At 51.7% G+C, this 19,102-nt stretch carries 16 protein-coding genes and 1 pseudogene; 9 read left to right on the top strand and 8 right to left on the bottom strand.

What is annotated here, in order from left to right; translation table 11 throughout:
• Positions 1 to 43 precede the first annotated feature (43 nt).
• Positions 44 to 1,180, bottom strand: coding sequence for a redoxin domain-containing protein (locus tag ACYVK4_RS09740; RefSeq protein ID WP_461127302.1), 1,137 nt, complete (start codon positions 1,178 to 1,180; stop codon positions 44 to 46).
• 122 nt (positions 1,181 to 1,302) lie between these two features.
• Between ACYVK4_RS09740 and ACYVK4_RS09735 the strand changes: the two genes are divergently transcribed.
• The gene (locus tag ACYVK4_RS09735) at positions 1,303 to 1,980 is read left to right on the top strand and encodes a hypothetical protein (protein WP_461127301.1); all 678 of its coding nucleotides are present in this window, start codon (positions 1,303 to 1,305) and stop codon (positions 1,978 to 1,980) included.
• 224 nt (positions 1,981 to 2,204) lie between these two features.
• On the opposite strand, the gene ACYVK4_RS09730 is transcribed toward ACYVK4_RS09735, so the two are convergent.
• The 3 genes and pseudogenes from ACYVK4_RS09730 to ACYVK4_RS09720 form a co-directional block, all read right to left on the bottom strand.
• Positions 2,205 to 2,429: a hypothetical protein gene (locus ACYVK4_RS09730; protein ID WP_461127300.1), complete on the bottom strand. Its 225-nt coding sequence runs from the start codon at positions 2,427 to 2,429 to the stop codon at positions 2,205 to 2,207.
• The gene (locus tag ACYVK4_RS09725) at positions 2,426 to 2,632 is read right to left on the bottom strand and encodes a hypothetical protein (RefSeq protein ID WP_461127299.1); all 207 of its coding nucleotides are present in this window, start codon (positions 2,630 to 2,632) and stop codon (positions 2,426 to 2,428) included. Before ACYVK4_RS09725 ends, ACYVK4_RS09730 begins: the two co-directional genes overlap by 4 nt.
• Positions 2,633 to 3,205: 573 nt before the next feature.
• Positions 3,206 to 3,732: pseudogene (locus ACYVK4_RS09720) on the bottom strand (hypothetical protein); the annotation flags it as partial.
• A 162-nt stretch (positions 3,733 to 3,894) separates the two neighbouring features.
• On the opposite strand from ACYVK4_RS09720, the gene ACYVK4_RS09715 reads away from it, so the two are divergent.
• The 4 genes from ACYVK4_RS09715 to ACYVK4_RS09700 all read left to right on the top strand — a co-directional run bounded on the left by ACYVK4_RS09715 (position 3,895) and on the right by ACYVK4_RS09700 (position 7,901).
• On the top strand, positions 3,895 to 4,971 hold the full coding sequence (locus ACYVK4_RS09715; protein ID WP_461127298.1) for a ligand-binding sensor domain-containing protein: 1,077 nt from the start codon (positions 3,895 to 3,897) through the stop codon (positions 4,969 to 4,971).
• Between the two features lie 334 nt (positions 4,972 to 5,305).
• Positions 5,306 to 6,043 carry a phytanoyl-CoA dioxygenase family protein gene (locus ACYVK4_RS09710; RefSeq protein WP_461127297.1) on the top strand — a complete coding sequence of 246 codons (738 nt, stop codon included), beginning with the start codon at positions 5,306 to 5,308 and terminating at the stop codon, positions 6,041 to 6,043.
• A gap of 267 nt (positions 6,044 to 6,310) precedes the next feature.
• Complete coding sequence (locus tag ACYVK4_RS09705; RefSeq protein WP_461127296.1) at positions 6,311 to 7,180, top strand: formylglycine-generating enzyme family protein; 870 nt, start codon at positions 6,311 to 6,313, stop codon at positions 7,178 to 7,180.
• Positions 7,181 to 7,202: 22 nt separating this feature from the next.
• The gene (locus ACYVK4_RS09700; RefSeq protein WP_461127295.1) at positions 7,203 to 7,901 is read left to right on the top strand and encodes a 3-keto-disaccharide hydrolase; all 699 of its coding nucleotides are present in this window, start codon (positions 7,203 to 7,205) and stop codon (positions 7,899 to 7,901) included.
• 171 nt (positions 7,902 to 8,072) lie between these two features.
• On the opposite strand, the gene ACYVK4_RS09695 is transcribed toward ACYVK4_RS09700, so the two are convergent.
• The 3 genes from ACYVK4_RS09695 to ACYVK4_RS09685 all read right to left on the bottom strand — a co-directional run bounded on the left by ACYVK4_RS09695 (position 8,073) and on the right by ACYVK4_RS09685 (position 13,423).
• On the bottom strand, positions 8,073 to 8,981 hold the full coding sequence (locus ACYVK4_RS09695) for an NAD(P)/FAD-dependent oxidoreductase (RefSeq protein WP_461127294.1): 909 nt from the start codon (positions 8,979 to 8,981) through the stop codon (positions 8,073 to 8,075).
• A gap of 420 nt (positions 8,982 to 9,401) precedes the next feature.
• Positions 9,402 to 11,429: a c-type cytochrome gene (locus tag ACYVK4_RS09690; RefSeq protein WP_461127293.1), complete on the bottom strand. Its 2,028-nt coding sequence runs from the start codon at positions 11,427 to 11,429 to the stop codon at positions 9,402 to 9,404.
• Positions 11,430 to 11,521: 92 nt separating this feature from the next.
• The gene (locus ACYVK4_RS09685) at positions 11,522 to 13,423 is read right to left on the bottom strand and encodes a family 16 glycoside hydrolase (RefSeq protein ID WP_461127292.1); all 1,902 of its coding nucleotides are present in this window, start codon (positions 13,421 to 13,423) and stop codon (positions 11,522 to 11,524) included.
• 121 nt (positions 13,424 to 13,544) lie between these two features.
• On the opposite strand from ACYVK4_RS09685, the gene ACYVK4_RS09680 reads away from it, so the two are divergent.
• Positions 13,545 to 14,351, top strand: coding sequence for a 3-keto-disaccharide hydrolase (locus tag ACYVK4_RS09680; RefSeq protein WP_461127291.1), 807 nt, complete (start codon positions 13,545 to 13,547; stop codon positions 14,349 to 14,351).
• Positions 14,352 to 14,359: 8 nt separating this feature from the next.
• Here the strand turns inward: ACYVK4_RS09680 and ACYVK4_RS09675 are convergent, their stop codons facing one another.
• The gene (locus ACYVK4_RS09675; protein WP_461127290.1) at positions 14,360 to 14,524 is read right to left on the bottom strand and encodes a hypothetical protein; all 165 of its coding nucleotides are present in this window, start codon (positions 14,522 to 14,524) and stop codon (positions 14,360 to 14,362) included.
• 13 nt (positions 14,525 to 14,537) lie between these two features.
• Between ACYVK4_RS09675 and ACYVK4_RS09670 the strand changes: the two genes are divergently transcribed.
• The 3 genes from ACYVK4_RS09670 (at position 14,538) to ACYVK4_RS09660 (ending at position 19,095) form a co-directional block, all read left to right on the top strand.
• Positions 14,538 to 15,044: a SixA phosphatase family protein gene (locus tag ACYVK4_RS09670; protein WP_461127289.1), complete on the top strand. Its 507-nt coding sequence runs from the start codon at positions 14,538 to 14,540 to the stop codon at positions 15,042 to 15,044.
• A gap of 131 nt (positions 15,045 to 15,175) precedes the next feature.
• Positions 15,176 to 15,667, top strand: coding sequence for an FAD-binding oxidoreductase (locus tag ACYVK4_RS09665; protein WP_461127288.1), 492 nt, complete (start codon positions 15,176 to 15,178; stop codon positions 15,665 to 15,667).
• Positions 15,668 to 15,804: 137 nt separating this feature from the next.
• Positions 15,805 to 19,095: a M4 family metallopeptidase gene (locus tag ACYVK4_RS09660; protein ID WP_461127287.1), complete on the top strand. Its 3,291-nt coding sequence runs from the start codon at positions 15,805 to 15,807 to the stop codon at positions 19,093 to 19,095.
• Positions 19,096 to 19,102 lie beyond the last annotated feature (7 nt).

Here is a 19,102-nt window from a genome sequence, read left to right as displayed (position 1 = left end):
ACGTTGCGGGTAGATGAAGCATATAAATGTAGGCGGTTCCCGGTTAGGGTTTGGCGGTCAGGATTTCTTCCAGTTTTTTGCCTAGTTCCTCACCCCGAACATTCTTGGCGACGATTGTTCCATCGGGACCAATCAGGAAGTTCTGCGGAATGGCCCGGATGCCGTATTGCTTCGCTACTTCGTTGTCCCAGAATTTCAGGTCCGACACCTGGGTCCAGTCCAGCCCGTCTTTATGAATGGCTTTCAGCCAGGCATCTTTCGCGGTGGGCCGATCCAGCGAAACGCCGAGCACCGTAAAGTTTTTGTCTTTATACTGGTGGTAGTTCTTCACTACGTTCGGGTTTTCGGCCCGGCAGGGACCGCACCAGCTGGCCCAGAAGTCGACCAGCACGTATTTGCCCCGGAAGCTGCTCAACGAAACGGCCTTGCCCGACGTATCGGCCTGGGTAAATTCGGGAGCTACGGACCCAATGGATGTTGCTTTAACTGTGGCCAGCAACTTCGCATACGCCTGGCCCGATTTGCTGTTCTTCAAGTCGTCGGATAATGCGTTGAACATAGGACTCACTTCGGCGTAGTTGGGGGCGTAGTCGTACCGTTGCAGGGCATCGAGGCTAACCAGACTTTTAGGGTTTTCCTTAATGAATTGCGCCTTTACTTTCTTCTGTTCGGCTTCAATGGCCTCGTAGCGTTTATCCAGGCTTTCTTCCAGCTCTTTCGATTTCTTTTGTTCGGGTGTCATTGCCCGATATTCCTTCATCAACAACGCCATTTTAGCCGATGTTGGCTTGAGCATGTTCGTTAGTTTCTGATAGTCTGCATTTAAGGGGGTACCGCTGGACACGGCATTATCCAGCGAATCGGCACTGGTCAGGGCAATGGTACCGGGTTCAAGGTAGAAGTTGGCTGACGCTACGGGGCGGGTCCGGCTCAGGCCCGTTCCTGCTTTATCGACCAGTACGGTCGCCTGGGTAGCATTGTCGATGGTTCCTTTGAATGAAAACGTCCCGTTCTGAATTTGGGCCGAGTCCATTTTGGCGGTTCCGTTGTCCATATAGCGCAGGTATGCTCTGGCCGGTGCTTTGTAGGCGGGCAATTTCCCGTTGAGCGTATAAGTCCCGGTTTGCGCCCAAAGCAGGGAGGGGGCCAGGAGCAGAGCAGGCATGAAGAAAAGTTTCATAAGGCCGATTTGTTTGTTGGTTGGCGGACTTAAACATAGCAGAAAAAAGGCAATTTTTGCTTACCCTTAGGGACGAAAGCTGTTTAATCAGGACTTTTGCCAAACCCAAATCCGGCCTACTCATGAGTGCCCAACTCCTTATATTGACAAAACTCAAACAACAGCTGCTCAGTCAACTCTTTACTATTTACCTCCGCTATCTGATTGGGGGTGCGTTTGTCTTCGCCAGTATTGTCAAGATTCAGGGGAAGCGATTTACGACCGATTCGGGGGCCAATGCGCCTATAAACGACAGCTGGCACTTTTTTGAAACGCTTTATCAATCAGGTATTTACTGGAAATTTCTGGGCTGGGGGCAGCTAATTGCCGGGCTTCTGTTAATGACACAGCTCCTGAGCACCCTGGGGGCTATGATGTTCCTGCCGATTATTCTCAACATATTCGTTATTACCATTTCGTACTCTTTCGGTGGAACACCCCTCATTACGTTTTTGATGCTACTGGCCAATATATATCTACTCCTGTGGGATTGGGGCCGCATTAAAGTAGCTGTATTGCCTAATTCGCCAGCTCTGGTGTTTGATACCTACCCGCTTATGAGCCTGCATCGGTGGGCGTATCTGGGCCTGTTTTATTTCGCGCTAACTGTGTATGTTAAGCTGGCCATTCACTCCTTACCAACGTTGCTGATTTGCTTTGGCCTTGCCGTTGCCGTTGGTTTAGGCGTGATAGTGTACAGTAGGAAAGCCTGGCGTCAGGCAGACATACGTAACCAGGTCGATACGGGTCCGGTAATCTGAGCTTCGAAGCCATTCAGGGGAAGGAAAACCCACATAGTGTTCTGGATTAACTTTTTTCTCAAAAAAGCTTGGGCCTATGAGCTGCTAATTGCCTCTGGATGAGTGTTTTTGACGGATACGTCCAGTCGTGATATTAACGTGAAAAGCCGCTATTCCCGGAGCCTGATGGGAAGTCTTTAAAAGACTGGGGGAACAGTAAGCTGCTCCAGGTTGCCCACAGTTCGTTATTCTGGGGCCTGGGCCTCATCGACTTGGGAAAGATGCGGTAAGTACCGGATCACTAATTGGTAGAGTTGTTGGGCTAGCTTATCCACCCCCGCCGATTTAGATAGGTATTCGCTGGCTCCCTGGGCTAAACAGGCTTGCTGTTCCTGAGCATTCGCCTGCGCTGACCAAACAACCAGCGGAACATTTTCCATGCCGGCCTGGGCCCGAATGTAGGGGATCAACTCCGTAGCCGTAGTAGGGGTAAATGGTAATCCAGCAGAATAAGGCTGATTGGTGGTTCCCCCTGGGACAGATGCGCCAGAAAGTCGGTCTGGTTGATAGTGCAAACCAGCAAAAGGCGCTCGCCAAAAAGTGCCTTGATCAAATACGTGAGCATCACGCAGTCATCTACACGATCGTCCAGAACCAGTAGACATGAAGTCAACGTTGTCAGTTAAAAAAAGAGGGTAATACAAGACAAGAACACAGACTATATGATTGCCTTTTAGATGAAGAAAGGAAAATTCGGCTCCGGCGTTTAGCGATAATCCAACTGGCCATGAACTCACCCGGATAGGCCATATTTAGACAACGCTGCTCTATCAGGTATGTGAGTAGAAATAGGGATGCTGGGTTTGCATATTTACTTAAATAAGTAAAGGTGTCACATTTAGAATATGATCCTATGTGATGTTTGCTTTACTTTATTGCCACTCAGCCTGTCACTAAAAAACTGTATTTTTGTGATTCATTGACTTGATTAGCAGCTCATTGGCAAGGTGTTGTTATCTCGAAATGTATTGACTGTCCAATCAAAATCAATGACTCCCTCACATGACGGAGTCAGGCAAATCAAACGCACCGTAGCATGAATTATGGATTCCGCAACAGGGTCTCGCAGGAGGCATCTTTGGTTAGTGGTCGTGACTCAAGTTGCCGCGCCCATGCTTTCGCCTATTTTGAAATGAGACCCGCAAACAACTTAATCATATGTGAAAAAGCCGATCTGCCCATCAACTTATCCAGCGTCGTTCCTTTGGATATTTCCTGGTGGGATGGCTACCGCCGTAATTGGCAGATCAGGAGTACCCCCCTGCTGAGAACGCTCTTGCGTAAGTTGGGGCACTTTCTCCGAGGAAGATTTTAGAATCGCTTTCACTTCGGCCATGTTGATGACGGGCAGCAATTTGGCAAAAAGCAGTAACAGCGTAAAGAATAAACCCATTGTAAACAGGAAGTCGCTAATGTCGAAGCGGGTAGGATGAAACATGGCCCGGCTGGAAGGCAGCTAGTCGCGGTGGAGCGAGGTAACAATGATAACGAACCGCTCGAACCACATACCGATGTTGACCACTACGGTCAGACAACACTCCGCCGGATGGGCGTTGACCAGAACAGCTGGGGCGTAATGACATTGCAGGTCATCATGGTGGCATAAGCCCACCAGTAGGGTCCCGTGGCTCGATTGAGAAAGGCGAACCGTTCAAATTCATTGACCGAATACCAGGCGATAAATAACTCCGTGATATAAGTCACCCCCACGATGAAGTTGTGTCTGCATTCGTCATCATGTTCAATGCCTGGGAGGAGAGTCCACAGCCCACAGGTAAAGCTACTTTTACGTTTTGGTAACATTCTTTTACAAGACTTGAGTTAGATACCACTATAAAGACGTGTAGATTGCTGCAAATCAATGGTATCTAAAAGATGAAATACATACCTGTATATGCACTGTTATTGATGGCCGTTTTTTACACTGCTTCTAAAGGACAAGGTAAAGCTGACATCTCAAAAGAAAGGACAAAGTCGGAAAATAACGAGGTAATTACCTCCTACGGACCTAAAGCGATAACCCGAAATATCATACAAGACCGGAAGGGCAATATGTGGATTGCTGCATTCGATGGGATTTTTCGATATGATGGAAAGTCGTTTACCAATATAACCAGCAACGTGAGCTCAGCCCGCTTCTTCTCCCTTTTGGAAGATAGAAAAGGGACTTTATGGTTCGGCTCTATAGGCTCAGGAGTTTTTCGGTACGATGGACATTCCTTTCAGCATTTTACCATAAAGGATGGTCTTCTCAATAATGATGTTGGCAGTATTTATGAAGATGAAAAAGGGGATATCTGGTTTGGTGTTTTTGGAGGAGCCAGTCGTTATGATGGAAAATCCTTTCGGAACTATATCATAAATGGAGATTCGATGGATGAAGACCGGACCGGGGAGACTTTTTCGCAAAGACCCCCTTACGAAGTGAATTCTATCATTGAAGACAAAACCGGGAAGCTTTGGTTCGCTACCAGAAGCCATACGTTCGTGTATGATGGGCATACATTTACCGTATTCAGGAAAAAGGACGGTAAACCCTTTACAAATGTTCGTACGATTATCGAAGATAGAAAAGGGGCCATCTGGCTCGCTGGTAACGATGGCCTTTGGCGCTATGACGGCCGTTCGTTCGCCAACTTCATAGTGGCTTTTGCTGGTTATGTCTACGAGGATAAAAAAGGAAACATCTGGACTAGTTCAGATAGTGATAATAAATCGAATTTTAGTGTTGGTTTACAGGGTGTTAGCGGTCAAAAGGGCTGGCTCCTTTCCCGATTTAATGCCCATTCCTTATCTACTAATACCGGGGTGCCCACTATAATAAGGGCAAATGAAGGAATGCTTTTTGGCATACGCGAAGCCAATGATGGCAGTATTTGGTTTGGGTCACTGAACGGAGTATCTCGTTATGATGGAAAGACAATCACGGACTTTAACAGTAAAAAGAATTAGAAATAATATCGATGCTATCGCTTCAGACGCCCGGATGATAAAGCATCCATCATCTCAAGTAGAGGAATTTTGTAAGGCATTGATTTTTAAGTAGCTGTCAGCTACTTTTAATCACATACGGCTAATGGCCCTGAGCAACTATTGGAAACCAGCTTTCTACTTGCCAGGGCCTGATTTGGGGTCGGTTTTAGCCGGTAATAGTTAATAAGATAGATCGAAATTTCCAGAGTGCCTGCCCCACACCGTACCTGACGTAAGAGAAAAATGAAGTAAATGAGCTGGTTTTCGGCCTTAATCGTTTAGCAACACAATCCGGTTATCAAACCAGCTGGCCATGCTTACCCAAGAGGAAATCGATTTTTTAGACACCTTCGGCTACCTGAATATAGGGCAACTGCTGACCCCCGAACAGGTGGAACAGGTTAATGACCGGATAAGCCAATTGCTGGCATCGGAAGGCGAAGAAGTCGGCCATGAACTGGCGCAATCCAAATACATCCGCCATCCTAAAGAAGAAGGGGCTGACCGGTTGGCCGATTTGGTCAATAAGGGGTACGTTTTCGATGTCTTTTACACCCACCCACGCGTGCTGGCGGGTATCGAAGCCGTTCTGGGACAGCACTACAAGCTGTCGTCACTGAACTACCGGGCCGCCAAACCGGGCAAAGGACATCAAAAACTCCATGTCGACTGGAAAAATACGGTGGTTAATGGGGCTTATCAGGTCTGCAACAGCATCTGGTTGTTAGACGATTTTACCGAGTCCAATGGGTCTACGCGCATCGTACCGAAAACCCATAAACTGAATCGTTTACCCGACCAGGTCATGGCTGACCCGAGTGAAAAACACCCTGACGAAATTCGGATCATCGCGCCCGCCGGTTCGGTCTTTATCTTTAACTCGCACGTTTGGCACGGAGGTACCACCAACTTGACCGATAACGACCGGCGCAGCATTCACAGCTATTTCTGCCACCGGGACCAGCCGCAACAAATCGACCAAAGCCGCTATATTACCCAGGAAACGCGGCAACGAATCGGTGATAAAGGCCAGTTTATACTAGCTGTCTGATGTTATTGGGCATTGGCTTTCAGTTGGTTGTAAACAGGTGGTGTGTCGGTTAGTTATAGTAGGTTCACGGGTTGAGTGGCTCTTTACACCATCAATAACCGGTGGGGTTTTCTGGCTACTTTGTTGAACGTGACAGCAGCAGCCTGTAATCCATAAAATACGGTCCGACAATACGTACAATTATAGGGGAGTCGGGCGTCTGCTCAACGGAGCGCATCAAGACGCTGTCGTCAGTGAATCAGTTATCGTCCTTAATAGAATTCAACTATGTCTGGAAACCGAATTAGCCTTGTTCTACTGGGCGTACTTTGGGGATTCAACCTGTATGCACAGGCACCAACCTATACCAGTCCGCAGGGCATCGAGTTCATTCTTATTCAACCCGGCAGTATGGTCGTCGGCAAGTTTCAGCCAACGGTCAACCGGGGCGGTTTTGGTAGTTTTGGCGGCCCACCGCCTACGAGCCAGGCTGGGCCATCCCCCGTTGCCCGGCCCGCCCCGCCCCGTCTGCCAGAAGCAGACTATCAGCTGGCAGAGGAACTGGCCCGCAAAGATGCCATGCCCGGCTTTCGGGTAACCCTGCCCAAACCCTATTATATAGGTAAGTTTGAGGTGACTCAGGCCCAGTGGAAAAAAGTGATGGGGGCAAACCCATCCACTTTTCAGGGAGGGCGAGTTCAGGATGATGCCGACCAGCATCCGGTTGAGACCGTAACCTGGCAGGATGCTCAGGCTTTCATCCGAAAACTCAATGCATCTGATAAAGAACACACCTACCGCTTACCCACCGAATTTGAATGGGAATATGCGGCTCGTGCCGGTGCTGAAGACGATATAGCCTGGAGCGCTATCCGGGCCAGTGCCGTCATTGCCACCCAGACAACCAGTCCGGTCGGTACCAAAAAACCCAATGCCTGGGGGCTTTATGATACGTTGGGGAACGTTTGGGAATGGGTGCAGGACTACTATAACGAAAAGATTTTTGCCGACTCTAAACCGCCTAAATCAGGAAAAGAGCACGTGTTGAAAGGCGCTCCTTTCTACGGCGACGTAAAGAATGCGACCTATCTGACCCATGCTGGTGGGCCGGGCAGCGGCTACGATGTAGGTTTTCGGGTAGTGATGGAAGTCAAATAACTTGGTTAAAATCAAATAAATTATGTCTTTTCGAAGAATTACTTTTCTATTGATGGCTCTGGTAGTCAGTGGGTTGGCAAGAGGTCAGGTAGGTAAAATTCCTGAAGGCTTTAAGCCCATTTTCAATGGTAAAGACCTCCGGGGCTGGCACATCAGCCGGACCACGCACCAGGGGACAACACCCAGCTTTACGGTAGAGAATGGCGTCATCGTGGGGAAAGAGAAGCCGTATGGGCAGGGCGGTCTTTTATTGACCGATAAGCGCTACAAATCCTTTGAGTTTTATGCCGAAGTCAAGCTCGATTCCTTCTGCAATAGTGGTCTGTTTTTACGCTCCAACGAAGGGGGCTCGGCTTACCAGATTGAATTGGTCCTGCCCGGTAATACAGGCGACTTATTGGGTGAACGGATCAATCCGAGTGTTGGGGCTAAGGCGCTGGATTGGGGGAAAGTCTGGCGGGCCGGAGATTGGAACTCGTTTCGGATTCGTATGGAGGGTGAAGTCCCACATCTGACATTATGGATCAATGGGGCGCAGATGTGGGATGTGACAGAACCCAAAAATGACTTCATTGCCGGCGCAACAGAGGGTATGATTGGGTTGCAGTGCCATTGGACGGCGGTGTATTCGGCGGCAGCGGGGAGCGGTATGCCCTTAAGTAGCTGGCGCCCCGACGCGGCCATTCAATTTCGCCATCTGGCCATTAAAGAACTGCCGTAACGGCCCCAGGTTCACCGGCCTTAAATGTCTATTTTTAACGGTAGATTTGGCATTTTGCCGGGATGATAAATTGCACTTATGGCCAACTTATTCATTCAAGTATAACCAGCTTCACCAAGTATCATACGTAGCCTATTCCCGTTTTATTTAAAATTGCTCATCTAGTTTTACTTAAAATTGCTCATCTATGAGCTCTTTATTGAGCATGGCCCCGGTCAAATTGCCGCTCGAAACGGCACTGGCTACCGACCGCATCATGGACGTGGAATCACCACAGGCATACACCCCGGCTACCGTGGTTTTCTGGAAAGCATCCACGTAAAAATAACCCTGTTCGGTCAGTTCACAGCCCAATGAAACCGGAATATCTGAATGCTGCACAAATGGGATAGCCGCATAAGCAGCATCGAAGTCCCGATTATGGCCGTCCTCAAAAAGGATCTTGTTTAGGTGACCGTTTTGGTGCTCAAGTTCAACAATTTTAGCTTCTTCAATGCTGATTCCGTGCCGGGTCAGTTTCACCAGTTGCGCTGAGTTAAAGGCCGCTTTACCGGACGTCAAAATGGTCAGTTTAGGGGTCAGATTATTGATCAGGGACGCCAGGTGAAGCGCCCGGTCACCATTGGCGATCAGGGCCGTGTTTTGCCCCCGAAATTCGTAGCCGTGGCAGTAAGGGCAATGGATCACCGAGATTCCCCAGCAGTCGGCAAACCCCTTGATATCGGGCATAATATCTTTAATGCCGGATGCAAAAATCAGCTTCCTGGCCTGGAATGATCCATTCGACTGCGTGGTGATGGTGAAGCCGGATTGATTTTTCTGCCCGCTGATGGCTAAGTCACTCAGAAAGGTCACGGTGCTGTAGCGAAGAACCTGCTCTTTTGCTTTTTGAGTAATCACGCCGGGCTTTTCCCCATCCTGGGTAATGAAGTTATGGGAAAGGGGTGTTTGTCGGTTGCAAGGCAGTCCGCTATCAATAATAAGTACAGTCCGCAGCGAACGCCCCAGGGCCATGGCCGCGGCCAGCCCGGCATAACTACCACCAATGATAATTACCTCATAACCCGTGTTATCATTCATACACTTCGATTTTGTAAAAGCGGGTAGAAACCGTGGTCATGCTGTGATGACAAACCCATTTAGCTGAATGGCTTCTGTTCAAGTCATTGATGTCGATAACGACAGGCAAATGTAGGTAATAATTTGGTAAATGCAACAATGTTGCATTTACCAAATAAAGAAAAATATAATTGGTAAGGAATCGGTTCGATGGTCTCTCTTGCTATCAGTCAGCGCAATGAGTCAGAGGATCATTTATGCAGGTGGGTTTATTAATAGTCATGTACGAGTCATACCGTATGAGCTTCAATCTCAACTAGTAGCCGCTCGGGCGGCACCGTCCTTTGCCGTCGAACGAGCGGGTATTGTCGTACCGCTCCGGATTATAACAGACAAGGGCTCGTGAGAGCCCTTGTCTGTTAACCAATATATCGAAACCAATTACGGCTTTGGCGCGTCGGCCGATTCACTGCCACCAGCAGCACTGCCACTAGCGGGTGCCAGTGAGTTGATCCAGGCGGCAATCTTCAGTGCGTCAGGTCGGGGAACCTGCGGCATGGGCGGCATCTCGGTGGCGTAGTCGGGCCAGTGGGTAGGCTTGGGGTTATAGATCAGCTCTACAATCTGGTCGTTGGTGTATTTACGCTTGGCCACGTCGGCGAAAGCCGGACCCACCTGCCGTTTGTTGGCCTGGTGGCAGGCCGAACAGGTATGGCGGGTCAGTAAACCTTTCACCTGGTCGTAGGTAGGCGCTTTAGCCATCGTTACCGCTTGGCCTTCTACCAGTTTTGGTTTGGCTCCCGTTGTGGCTTTAGCCGGAGTGCCTTTTTTGCCCGTTGCCGGGGCCGTAACGGGTGCAGCAGTTGGGGCGGCTGGTGTAGCGGCTGAGTTTTTCGTGCTCACCTCGCTCATGGCCAGTTTCTCGCCCGTCGGAATGTTGTTCAGCGTGTAATACGCGATCGGGTGAACGAGCGAATAAGACCCCTCAACGCCACGAACGCCATCCAGCGTCAACTGGTGGATGTAGTACTTCCGCAGGTCGGCAACGATAAGCCGGGCTTTCATTCCATCGGCCGATACTTTCACCCCTTTAAGCGGCAACGCTTCCTTGTTGATAGTCGGGCTACCGTACACTGCGTGGTATTTGTACAGGAAACTCTCCACCCGGTAGGAGGCCAGATCTTCGGCGGTTTTGCGGTCGACGGGTTTGGTGAATTCGATCTCGAACCCATCGGGCATGGCTTTCACGGTACGCATCTCAAACGGCATGGCACCATTCCAGGCTACCCGCTGCAAGCCATCATTGGCTTCCCCGGCCGAACCCCAGCCCCGGTTGGTTTCGCCTACGAACAGCGAGCCATCTTTGGCAAAGGCCATGCGGAGTACACCCGACCGGAATCCGTTGCGGAATTCGATGGCACCGCCCTGATACTCGCCGTTCACCTTTTCCATGAACACGCGCGAGATTTTGCTCATCCCCTGGTCGCCCACCAGCAACTGTCCGGAAAAAGGTCCGAAGGCACCATCCGGAATCTGAAGGATTTCGGAGTTCGAGATACCCAGAATGCCATGAGGTAACCAAACGGCAGGTGTCTGAACGTCCACACTCGGGAACATTTCTTTCAGGCCATACAGCAAGGTAGGCGTTTCGTTGACCACGTTCTCGGGTTTGATAGCCCGTCCGTTTTCATCCCGCCGACGACGTTCATCAATCTTGGCAACGAATTGTTCGGTCGTGAGCTTAACGGGTGAGTTGGCCATGCCCGTCCAGCGTAAACCCGCCGGGTGACCCGTAAAGGCACCATTTTTAACGTGGAAAACACCACCGGAGCCCATCCATTCGCCCTGGTTGTCGGTGTAAAAGAGTTCACCTTCGTAAATACCCAGTCCGCAGGGAGAACGCATGCCGGTAGCCCAGGGCTGCATGGTGCCGTTCTCACTGATTTTCATAGTCCAGCCACGCCAGGGGACACGGCTTTCGCCCCGCCACCATTCTTCGTCGCCAAAGGCTACGTTGCCGGTTACGAAAAACTTGCCGTCGGGCGCAATCTTCGGTCCGAAGCTGTATTCATGGTAGTGCCCCGACAGTGGCCAGGCATACACCGTTTCGAAAATATCAGCCTTCCCGTTTTTATCGGAGTCGATCAGTTTGGTCAGTTCCCCGCGCTGGGCGCAGTAGAGTGCACCGTCTTTATAGGTGAGTCCGAGAATTTCGTGAAGCCCCGAGGCAAACTTCCGGAAAAACGGCTTGCGGCTGGTTGGGTTTTCAATGATCCAGACATCACCGCGCCGGGTAGCAACGCCCACGCTGCCATCGGGCAGTGTCGTTAAGCCGCCCACTTCGAGCAACGTCCCTTCGGGAGCCGTCACTTTCAGGATCTTGAAGAAATCTTCTTCCTTCGGCGACTCCTGCGCCATAGCCGCCGTGAGAGAGGCTGTGGCCAATAGAGATATAAATAGCTTTTTCATCGGATGATGGATGGGAACACGGATGGAACGGATCAAAACGGATTTTATCTGTTTATATCTGTCGAATCCCTTCAAGCCGCGTTCCTATACGTTTAAAACAGGATTGAGTAAATAACTTTGCCCTTAACCGGAACAATCAACTCCTGCCGGCCATTGGCATCGCGAATGGCGGGTTTGGCTCCGGCTACATCGTCGATACGCAGGTATTCCTGTCCGTCAACGAGATACGTGTTATTGTCTAATGGGGTAATGGAGACTCCGCTGATCAACCGGGCATACAGATCGCTCGCCGGACTGGCGATGGTCACTTCCCGCTGAACACCTTTCCCGCCGGGCAGCACCCGAACTTTGTCGTCTACCGACGAGCCATAGCTCTGGTATTTAAACGTTGGCCGGTCACTTTCATCGAATACGTATCCTTTGGGTCGGTAGCCGGAGCCGGTGGTGTCGGCCGTCCAGGCGGCTTGCGGAGAGGCCAGCTTGCTCAGGAAAAGTACGGGGGCGCCCAGTCGCTGTACCATACCCATTGGTCGCGAGGAGCCATCGCCCCGGTCGTGCCACATGGGCGTCGCATCCAGAAACATACCCCGCCAAACCTGCACCAACGCCCCTTTATCCAGATCGTAGGTGTAATGGATCTGCTCAGGGCTACCTACCGAAATGGCGTGCACAACACGAAGGGTACGCCCCTGTGCGTTCCGCTCGCCGGGCATATCCATAAAGCTCCGGAGAACGGTGTTGTTGGGGGCGTCGATAATGATCGGGTCGACCTCCTCGCCGTTGCTGCCCGTGCCTTCGCTGATCACGAATTCCCGAATGCCGGGACCGGCTACGGCAAGGCCAAGCGCCGGTTGCGCCCAGTCCATAAATTTGGAATAGAACAACTCGAAAGGCAGATCGCCTTTGGGCAGCGTCGCTTTCCCGTTTCCACTCCGGCCACCGGGTGCTACAACCACCTGGTTATTGACTTTGAGCATGCCACCGCCCCCCGGAGCCCCGAGATTGAAGCGGTATTCGCCGGGTTCAGATACGCGCAGAGTACCCGTGTACCGAATCAGGAACTCGTTAGGAATACGGTTTACCGAGGCCGTGAGCACTTTGGTAGCGCCTTCCGATTCGGGAGCTGTTTTGTCGTAATCCGGTTCTTTTTCGTATTTACCTTTATAGACGGCGTATTTCAGATTCAGTAATTCGGGCCGTGGTTTGTCGTAGGCGACGTAGCGGATGTTGCGCAGGGCTACGGCACCATGATCGCCCTGGATGCGGAGGGGGCCAAGGGGCTTCTCATCGTTATACAAAGAGCCACGCGTTGGGCCGGTCATTTCCACATCGTCCTGAATGGGAACACCGTTCAGCTCAATACGAATGATGCGGGCGTTTTCGGTCTTCTGCGGTGCCCCGCCGGGACCACTGGCGCTGAACCGTGGGGCCTGAAACGAGATTTTCATGTGCTGCCATAAACCGGGGGCACGGCTGGCGTTCTGACGGGCTGCGTGCCCTTCATAGCCTTTCTGACCCTCGGGACGTTTGTCGTCCCAGCGTTCATAGATCCCACCGTTGTCATGCACATTCGGCGTGCGAATATCCCAACTGTCACGCAGCTGGATTTCGTAGCGGCCCTGCAGATACACACCCGAGTTGGACTGCGACGCCATCATGTAATCGAATTCCAGATCTACGTCGCCATGTTGCAGCGTGGTCAGTAGATCGTATTTGAAGGGATTTTTAGCATCCTCCGGCATTTTTGCCAACGGAATATTGGCCAGAATACCGGTGCCTTTATCGGTCGTGAGCGTGTTGGTTTTGTTAAGGTCAGCACGAACGTTACCGACAATACGCCAGTTTGGGGTTGGCGAAGAAAACGCACTCAAGTCGTTGAGTGGTAGCGTGATGCCGGGCGCGGGAGCGGGTTGGGCCATTGCCAATCCGATACTAACGGCCCAGCCCACGCCCAGCAGCCAGGAGACACGGGCTGTACGGGATGGGGTTACCATGATAATGAGAAAAGAAGTTTGAAGGTCGAAATTACATTTTTTCCATGTAAAAGAGTGCTAATTGACATTTACCCTATCTTTGAACGTTTAATATGCGTAGGCATTAACCCTAATCATTTCTATGAAAAACGTACATGTATCGCTGGCTGTCTGCGTTGGCCTTGTTAGCCTCGCGCTGGCAAATCGGGCTGTAGCACAAACACAGCCCAGCAAACAAACTCCCGAGTCGACCGAAATATGGGAGCCTGTACCACCCGTTGTTACACCCGGCACCGTTACCGCCAATACCAGCGGCACAACGCCACCCTCTGACGCTATTGTGCTTTTCGATGGTAAAAACACCGACCAGTGGGTAGCTATCAAAGGCTACGCGCCCTCCAGCTGGGAAAAAACCAACGAAGGTCCGCTGAAATGGCCGGTTACGGACGGTATCATGTATTCGACCAAAGGGTTCTCGGCCCGTTCGAAAAAGGAGTTCAATGATTTTCAGCTTCACCTCGAGTTCAAAACACCCGAAAAGGTAGAAGGCAACAGCCAGGGCCGGGGCAACAGTGGTGTCTTTTTACAGGGCCGCTACGAATTGCAGGTGCTCGACAACTACAACAACCCGACGTATGTCGATGGTATGGTTGGCTCTATTTACAAGCAGGCAATTCCCTTGGCGAACCCAAGCCGCAAGCCGGGTGAGTGGCAGACCTATGATGTGATCTATCAGGCTCCCCGCTTCAACAAGGCCGGTATGATGACCGACTACGCCTATGTGACTGTGTTATTGAACGGCATCCTTGTACAGAACCATGCCGCCATTCGCGGTACAACCGAGTACATCGGCTACCCAAAAGTGCAGCCCCACGGTGCTGGTCCAATCCTGTTGCAGGACCACGGCAACCCGGTTGGTTTCCGCAACATTTGGGTTCGTGAGTTGTAGTAATACCCTCACGTTGACCATTTAGTAAGTGCCCCCGGTATGGCCGGGGGCTTTTTTGTATCATTGTAGGCCGTACCTACGGGTCGGGCCGCGTTCGGTTTCAACCCGTATAATGTGTAAAAGCCAAATACGGGTTGAAACCGAACGCGGCCCGACCCGTAGGTACAGCTCATAAATCTATACACTATGCGTTTTTTTACACTTTTCATTTTGCTGATTGCCGTCTCCACCGCCTGCTCAACAACAACCGTTTACATTGTTCGTCATGCCGAGAAGGTAAACGAAACCGATACTACCGACCTCACCCCGGCGGGCTATGCCCGGGCAGCGGCTTTGGCCGAAACGCTGGCCGACAAAGGCATCGACTCTATTTTTTCGACGCCCTATTACCGCACCCGTCAGACGGCCCAACCCCTTGCCAAACGCGTGGGTCTTCAGATCGTCGATTATCCAGGTAAGCCAACGGACGCGATCGTTGAACGGGTTAAACATATACGGGGGAAAAACGTGCTGGTGGTGGGGCACAGCAACACCATTCTGGAAATTGCCCGTGGACTGGGGGCCAGCCCAACGATGGCTAAAATAGAATCAGGCGACTTCGATAACCTGTTTCGGGTAAAGATGCATCGGGGACCTTTCCGGCGGTCGGTTACGTTCGCTCCATCTACCTACGGTCAGCCAACCCCTCCCTGAAGTAGTGACTGAGCGGCTTTATTTACCGTCTTATCCGGTGTTTATACCGACTCATACAACTAGCCTTGGCTGCTGTCGGTCACTAATTTTATTTTCACCTACCCGAACGACGTATCATTCACTATTTACTAATGAAACAAATACTTTTGATTGCCTTGCTGGCCAGCTCAACATTACTTGTTCAGGGGCAAAGCATTCGGGCTGCGGGCGATAAAATGCCTGTCGTCCGTCAATCCGCTACGGCCGGTACACCGGCATCGTATACCGGACGGCAGATTGCGGTGGGGGGCGGAGGTGGGGTTACGGGTTACTCCATCGCCTATTACCTGCTCGAGAACGGTAAGCTCTTCGGCAAGCGCAGCCGCGATACCACGTTCACCTTCATTGGTCAGCAAACAGCGGCCAACACAAAGCGGGTATTTTCGGCTGCCGAAGAGAAGTGCAGGATCAAGACCACTAAATTCGACAACCCCGGCAACATCTTTAAGTTTGTTCGATGGCGAAAAGCCAAACAGGAATATATCGTTACCTGGGGTGCTGCCGGCAAGACTGTACCCGCCAATTACCCGAAATTCTATGACTCGTTCATGGCGATGATACCCGCTGTGTCGAAGCTGAAGTGAAGTCCTATACCACCCCCAATCCCCTCCTAAAACAGGAGGGGGCTATGCAGAAGTGTGCCCCGTTACTTAGTCCCCTCCTTAAAAGAAGGAGGGGGTTGGGGGTGGTAAAATGCACCATAAACGTTTCCCAATCCCTTATGAAACCACTTCTCCTCTTCCTGACTTTCCTGACCACCAGCGCCCTGGCTCAGCAGTCCGCTCCGGGTTTCGGGGCCAAACACAAAAGCAAACTGTCGTTGGCGGGGCTGGCTAACCGGCTCAATGCGGTGGTGATACCAGTACCCAAAGGCCGCACGGGCCGTCAATCGCTGATGGCGACGGCTGGTGCCGGGCGGGCTATAGAGGCCCTGCGGTTGCGCGTTGTCAATGACTCGGCAACGGGTTTGCCGGTGTTCATCGAACGGAAATTGGCGAAAACAACCAGTACGAATGCGGCCAGGAATAGCGGTGCCCGGCTTTCGGCGGCCGCGGCTGCTTCGGCTACCTTCGCCTTCATGGGGCAGGTGCGCGGACTGCTGAAGCTGGAGAATCCCGAGTCGAATTTTACCGTGGCCCGCACCGAAACCGACGACCTCGGACAAACGCACGTTCGTCTGACGCAAACCCACCGGGGCGTTCCGGTGCTCGGTGCCGAGCTGGTGGCCCACCTGACAGATGGCGAGGTGACCCTTCTGAACGGACGTTATCAGGCCATCCCCAACAATCTGACCACAACGCCCAGGCTGGCACTGGCCGACGCATCGGAACGGGCACTGGCCGATGTACGGAAGGTGTCGCTGGTACGGTCGTTTGGAGATAACATTCTGAAGATGAAATCGACAGAGGGCGAGTTGTGCGTATTTGCCGAAAATGGAGTGGCTAAACTCGCCTACCAACTGACGGTGCGCCCCAATATGCTGGATCGCTGGGAGTACGTCATCGATGCCCAAACGGGCGAGGTGCTGGATAAATATAACCATACCTGCACGGTTGTTGGCCCCATTAAAGCATCCGGTAAGGATTTGAACGGGGTGACGCGGTCTGTGCAGACGTACCAGCAGAGCGGCAGTGCGTATTATTTGATTGATGCCTCACGGCCGATGTTCAATGCCACGACCTCCAAAATGCCCGGTGATCCGGTGGGTGCCCTCTGGACCGTCGATGCCAGGAACGTGAAGGGTGATAACCCTAAAATCTATCAGGTAACATCCAGTAACAATACGGACTGGAGCCCCACGGCGATTTCTGCCCATTATAACGCTGGCATTGCGTATGACTACTACAAAAATACGTTCAATCGAAATGCGCTGAATGGCAATGGGGCGACGATTGTCTCCCTTATCAACGTGGTGGATGACGATGGAAAAGGACTCGATAATGCCTACTGGAATGGACAGGTGATGGCGTATGGCAACGGCAAACTATTTAAACCGCTGGCTGGTGCGCTGGACGTAGCAGGGCACGAAATGACGCATGGCGTGATTCAGAATACGGCTAATTTGCAGTACAAAAGCCAGTCAGGAGCCATCAATGAATCCTTTGCCGATGTATTTGGCGTTATGATCGACCGCGACGACTGGACCGTCGGTGAAGATATCGCCACCCCGAGTATATTGCCGTCGGGGGCGTTACGTAGTTTCTCGAACCCGAACCAGGGTGGAAAAAGCAAAGATCCGAACGGGTACCAGCCTGCCACCATGACGCAGTACGAAAACACCACCGAAGACAATGGCGGGGTGCATATCAACAGCGGTATCGTCAATTTTGCCTTCTATAAATTTGCGGTGGCTGTCAGCAAGGAGAAGGCTGAAAAAGTGTACTACCGTGCCCTGTCAAACTACCTGGTTCGTACCTCGCAGTTTCTGGATTTACGGTTGGCCATTATTAAAGCCGCTGGTGACCTGTATGGGGCCACCGGTACCGAAGTAGCCGCTGCCAAAGCCGCTTTCGATGCGGTCGGCATCACCGAAACAACCCAGTCGACGCCCGGTAAGCAACCTGACGTGCCGGTGGCTGCGGGGCAGGATTTTCTACTGTTAGCCGATGCCTCTACCTCGAAGCTCTATTCAACGACCATTGGGGCGGGAACACCCAAATTTGATCTGAAGTCGACGCTGGGCATGCGCCACCGTCCGAGTGTTACGGATGATGGTAAAACGGCCTATTACGTTACGACCGATAAGCGCATCCGGGCGGTGAACCTGACGGGAACGCCCACCGAAACGATCATCTCCGACGAGACGATCTGGGACAATGTGGCCATTTCCAAAGACGGTACCAAACTGGCTGCCCTTACCGCCGATCAGGATGGCTCCATTTATGTGTACAGCTACGCCAAGAAGAAATGGGCCGAGTTTAAGCTTTATAATCCGACTTATACCGAAGGAATTCAGACGGGCGAAGTGCTGTATGCCGATTCCTTCGAGTGGGACTTTACCGGCGAAAATATCGTTTACGACGCCTACAATGAACTCCAGAACAATAGTGGCGACGCCCTTGATTATTGGGATGTTGGGTTCATCAATGTCTGGAATAACAAAACGGCTGATTTTGCTGCGGGCGACATTGAGAAGCTCTTCTCCGACCTGGAGGAAGGCGAAAGCATCGGCAACCCATCGTTCTCGAAAAACTCACCCGATGTGATTGCCTTCGACTATGTGAATGAGAATGACGATACCTATTATGTAGTCGCTACGGACCTGAGTACGGGCACTTTAAAAGCGGTGTACAAGAACAATACGCTGGGCTTCCCGAGCTACTCTCGGCTGGATAACCGGCTGGTGTTCAGCACCGAGTCGTCGGGGCCAAGGGAGGATGTGTCGGTGATTAATCTGGGTGCCGATAAACTGTCGCCGTCGGGATCGGCTTCTGTTCTGTACACCAGTGCGAAATGGCCCGTCTGGTACACCCAGGCCACACGAACACTGCCCGCCAAAAGCACGCAGACCATTACGTTCAACGCCATTGCCGACCGCTACACGAATCAGGGCGACCTGACCCTAAGCGCCACCTGCTCCTCTAATTTGCCCGTCAGTTTCGCTGTCAAAAGCGGCCCCGCCACCCTGACGGGGTCGACGCTGAAGTTCATCGGAGCGGGTACGGTGACGATTCGGGCTTTTCAAACGGGCAACGATCTGTTTTATGCGGCCACCGATGTCGAACGATCCTTCAATGTGCTGACCGTTACCGGTAGTGAGCCGCTCTGGTCCGAAGCCTTGGTCGTGTACCCGAATCCGGTGAATACTACGCTCACCCTTGAATTACCCGGTACCGAAACCCTCGAACGGGTATTGCTCCAGACCATTACCGGGTCTACGGTCATTCAGCCGGCCATCCAGGCCCGCCAGCGAACGGCCACGCTCGAGGTAAGTCATCTGCCCAAAGGGATGTATTTCCTCCAGATTCAAACGCCAACGGGTACGGCCAGCCGGAAAGTGGTGAAGGAGTAACTAAATA

The sequence above is a fragment of the Spirosoma aerophilum genome, from assembly GCF_054782495.1.
The sequence above is the reverse complement of the archived record's forward strand: the minus strand, read 5'-3'. Positions and strand labels throughout refer to the sequence as shown.

What these genes read in the sequence shown, in the direction of transcription:
- ACYVK4_RS09740 (WP_461127302.1), bottom strand. Translation starts at nt 1,180, where the DNA reads ATGAAACTTTTCTTCATGCCTGCTCTGCTCCTGGCCCCCTCCCTGCTT.
- ACYVK4_RS09735 (WP_461127301.1), top strand. Translation starts at nt 1,303, where the DNA reads ATGAGTGCCCAACTCCTTATATTGACAAAACTCAAACAACAGCTGCTC.
- ACYVK4_RS09715 (WP_461127298.1), top strand. Translation starts at nt 3,895, where the DNA reads ATGAAATACATACCTGTATATGCACTGTTATTGATGGCCGTTTTTTAC.
- ACYVK4_RS09710 (WP_461127297.1), top strand. Translation starts at nt 5,306, where the DNA reads ATGCTTACCCAAGAGGAAATCGATTTTTTAGACACCTTCGGCTACCTG.
- ACYVK4_RS09705 (WP_461127296.1), top strand. Translation starts at nt 6,311, where the DNA reads ATGTCTGGAAACCGAATTAGCCTTGTTCTACTGGGCGTACTTTGGGGA.
- ACYVK4_RS09700 (WP_461127295.1), top strand. Translation starts at nt 7,203, where the DNA reads ATGTCTTTTCGAAGAATTACTTTTCTATTGATGGCTCTGGTAGTCAGT.
- ACYVK4_RS09695 (WP_461127294.1), bottom strand. Translation starts at nt 8,981, where the DNA reads ATGAATGATAACACGGGTTATGAGGTAATTATCATTGGTGGTAGTTAT.
- ACYVK4_RS09690 (WP_461127293.1), bottom strand. Translation starts at nt 11,429, where the DNA reads ATGAAAAAGCTATTTATATCTCTATTGGCCACAGCCTCTCTCACGGCG.
- ACYVK4_RS09685 (WP_461127292.1), bottom strand. Translation starts at nt 13,423, where the DNA reads ATGGTAACCCCATCCCGTACAGCCCGTGTCTCCTGGCTGCTGGGCGTG.
- ACYVK4_RS09680 (WP_461127291.1), top strand. Translation starts at nt 13,545, where the DNA reads ATGAAAAACGTACATGTATCGCTGGCTGTCTGCGTTGGCCTTGTTAGC.
- ACYVK4_RS09675 (WP_461127290.1), bottom strand. Translation starts at nt 14,524, where the DNA reads ATGAGCTGTACCTACGGGTCGGGCCGCGTTCGGTTTCAACCCGTATTT.
- ACYVK4_RS09670 (WP_461127289.1), top strand. Translation starts at nt 14,538, where the DNA reads ATGCGTTTTTTTACACTTTTCATTTTGCTGATTGCCGTCTCCACCGCC.
- ACYVK4_RS09665 (WP_461127288.1), top strand. Translation starts at nt 15,176, where the DNA reads ATGAAACAAATACTTTTGATTGCCTTGCTGGCCAGCTCAACATTACTT.
- ACYVK4_RS09660 (WP_461127287.1), top strand. Translation starts at nt 15,805, where the DNA reads ATGAAACCACTTCTCCTCTTCCTGACTTTCCTGACCACCAGCGCCCTG.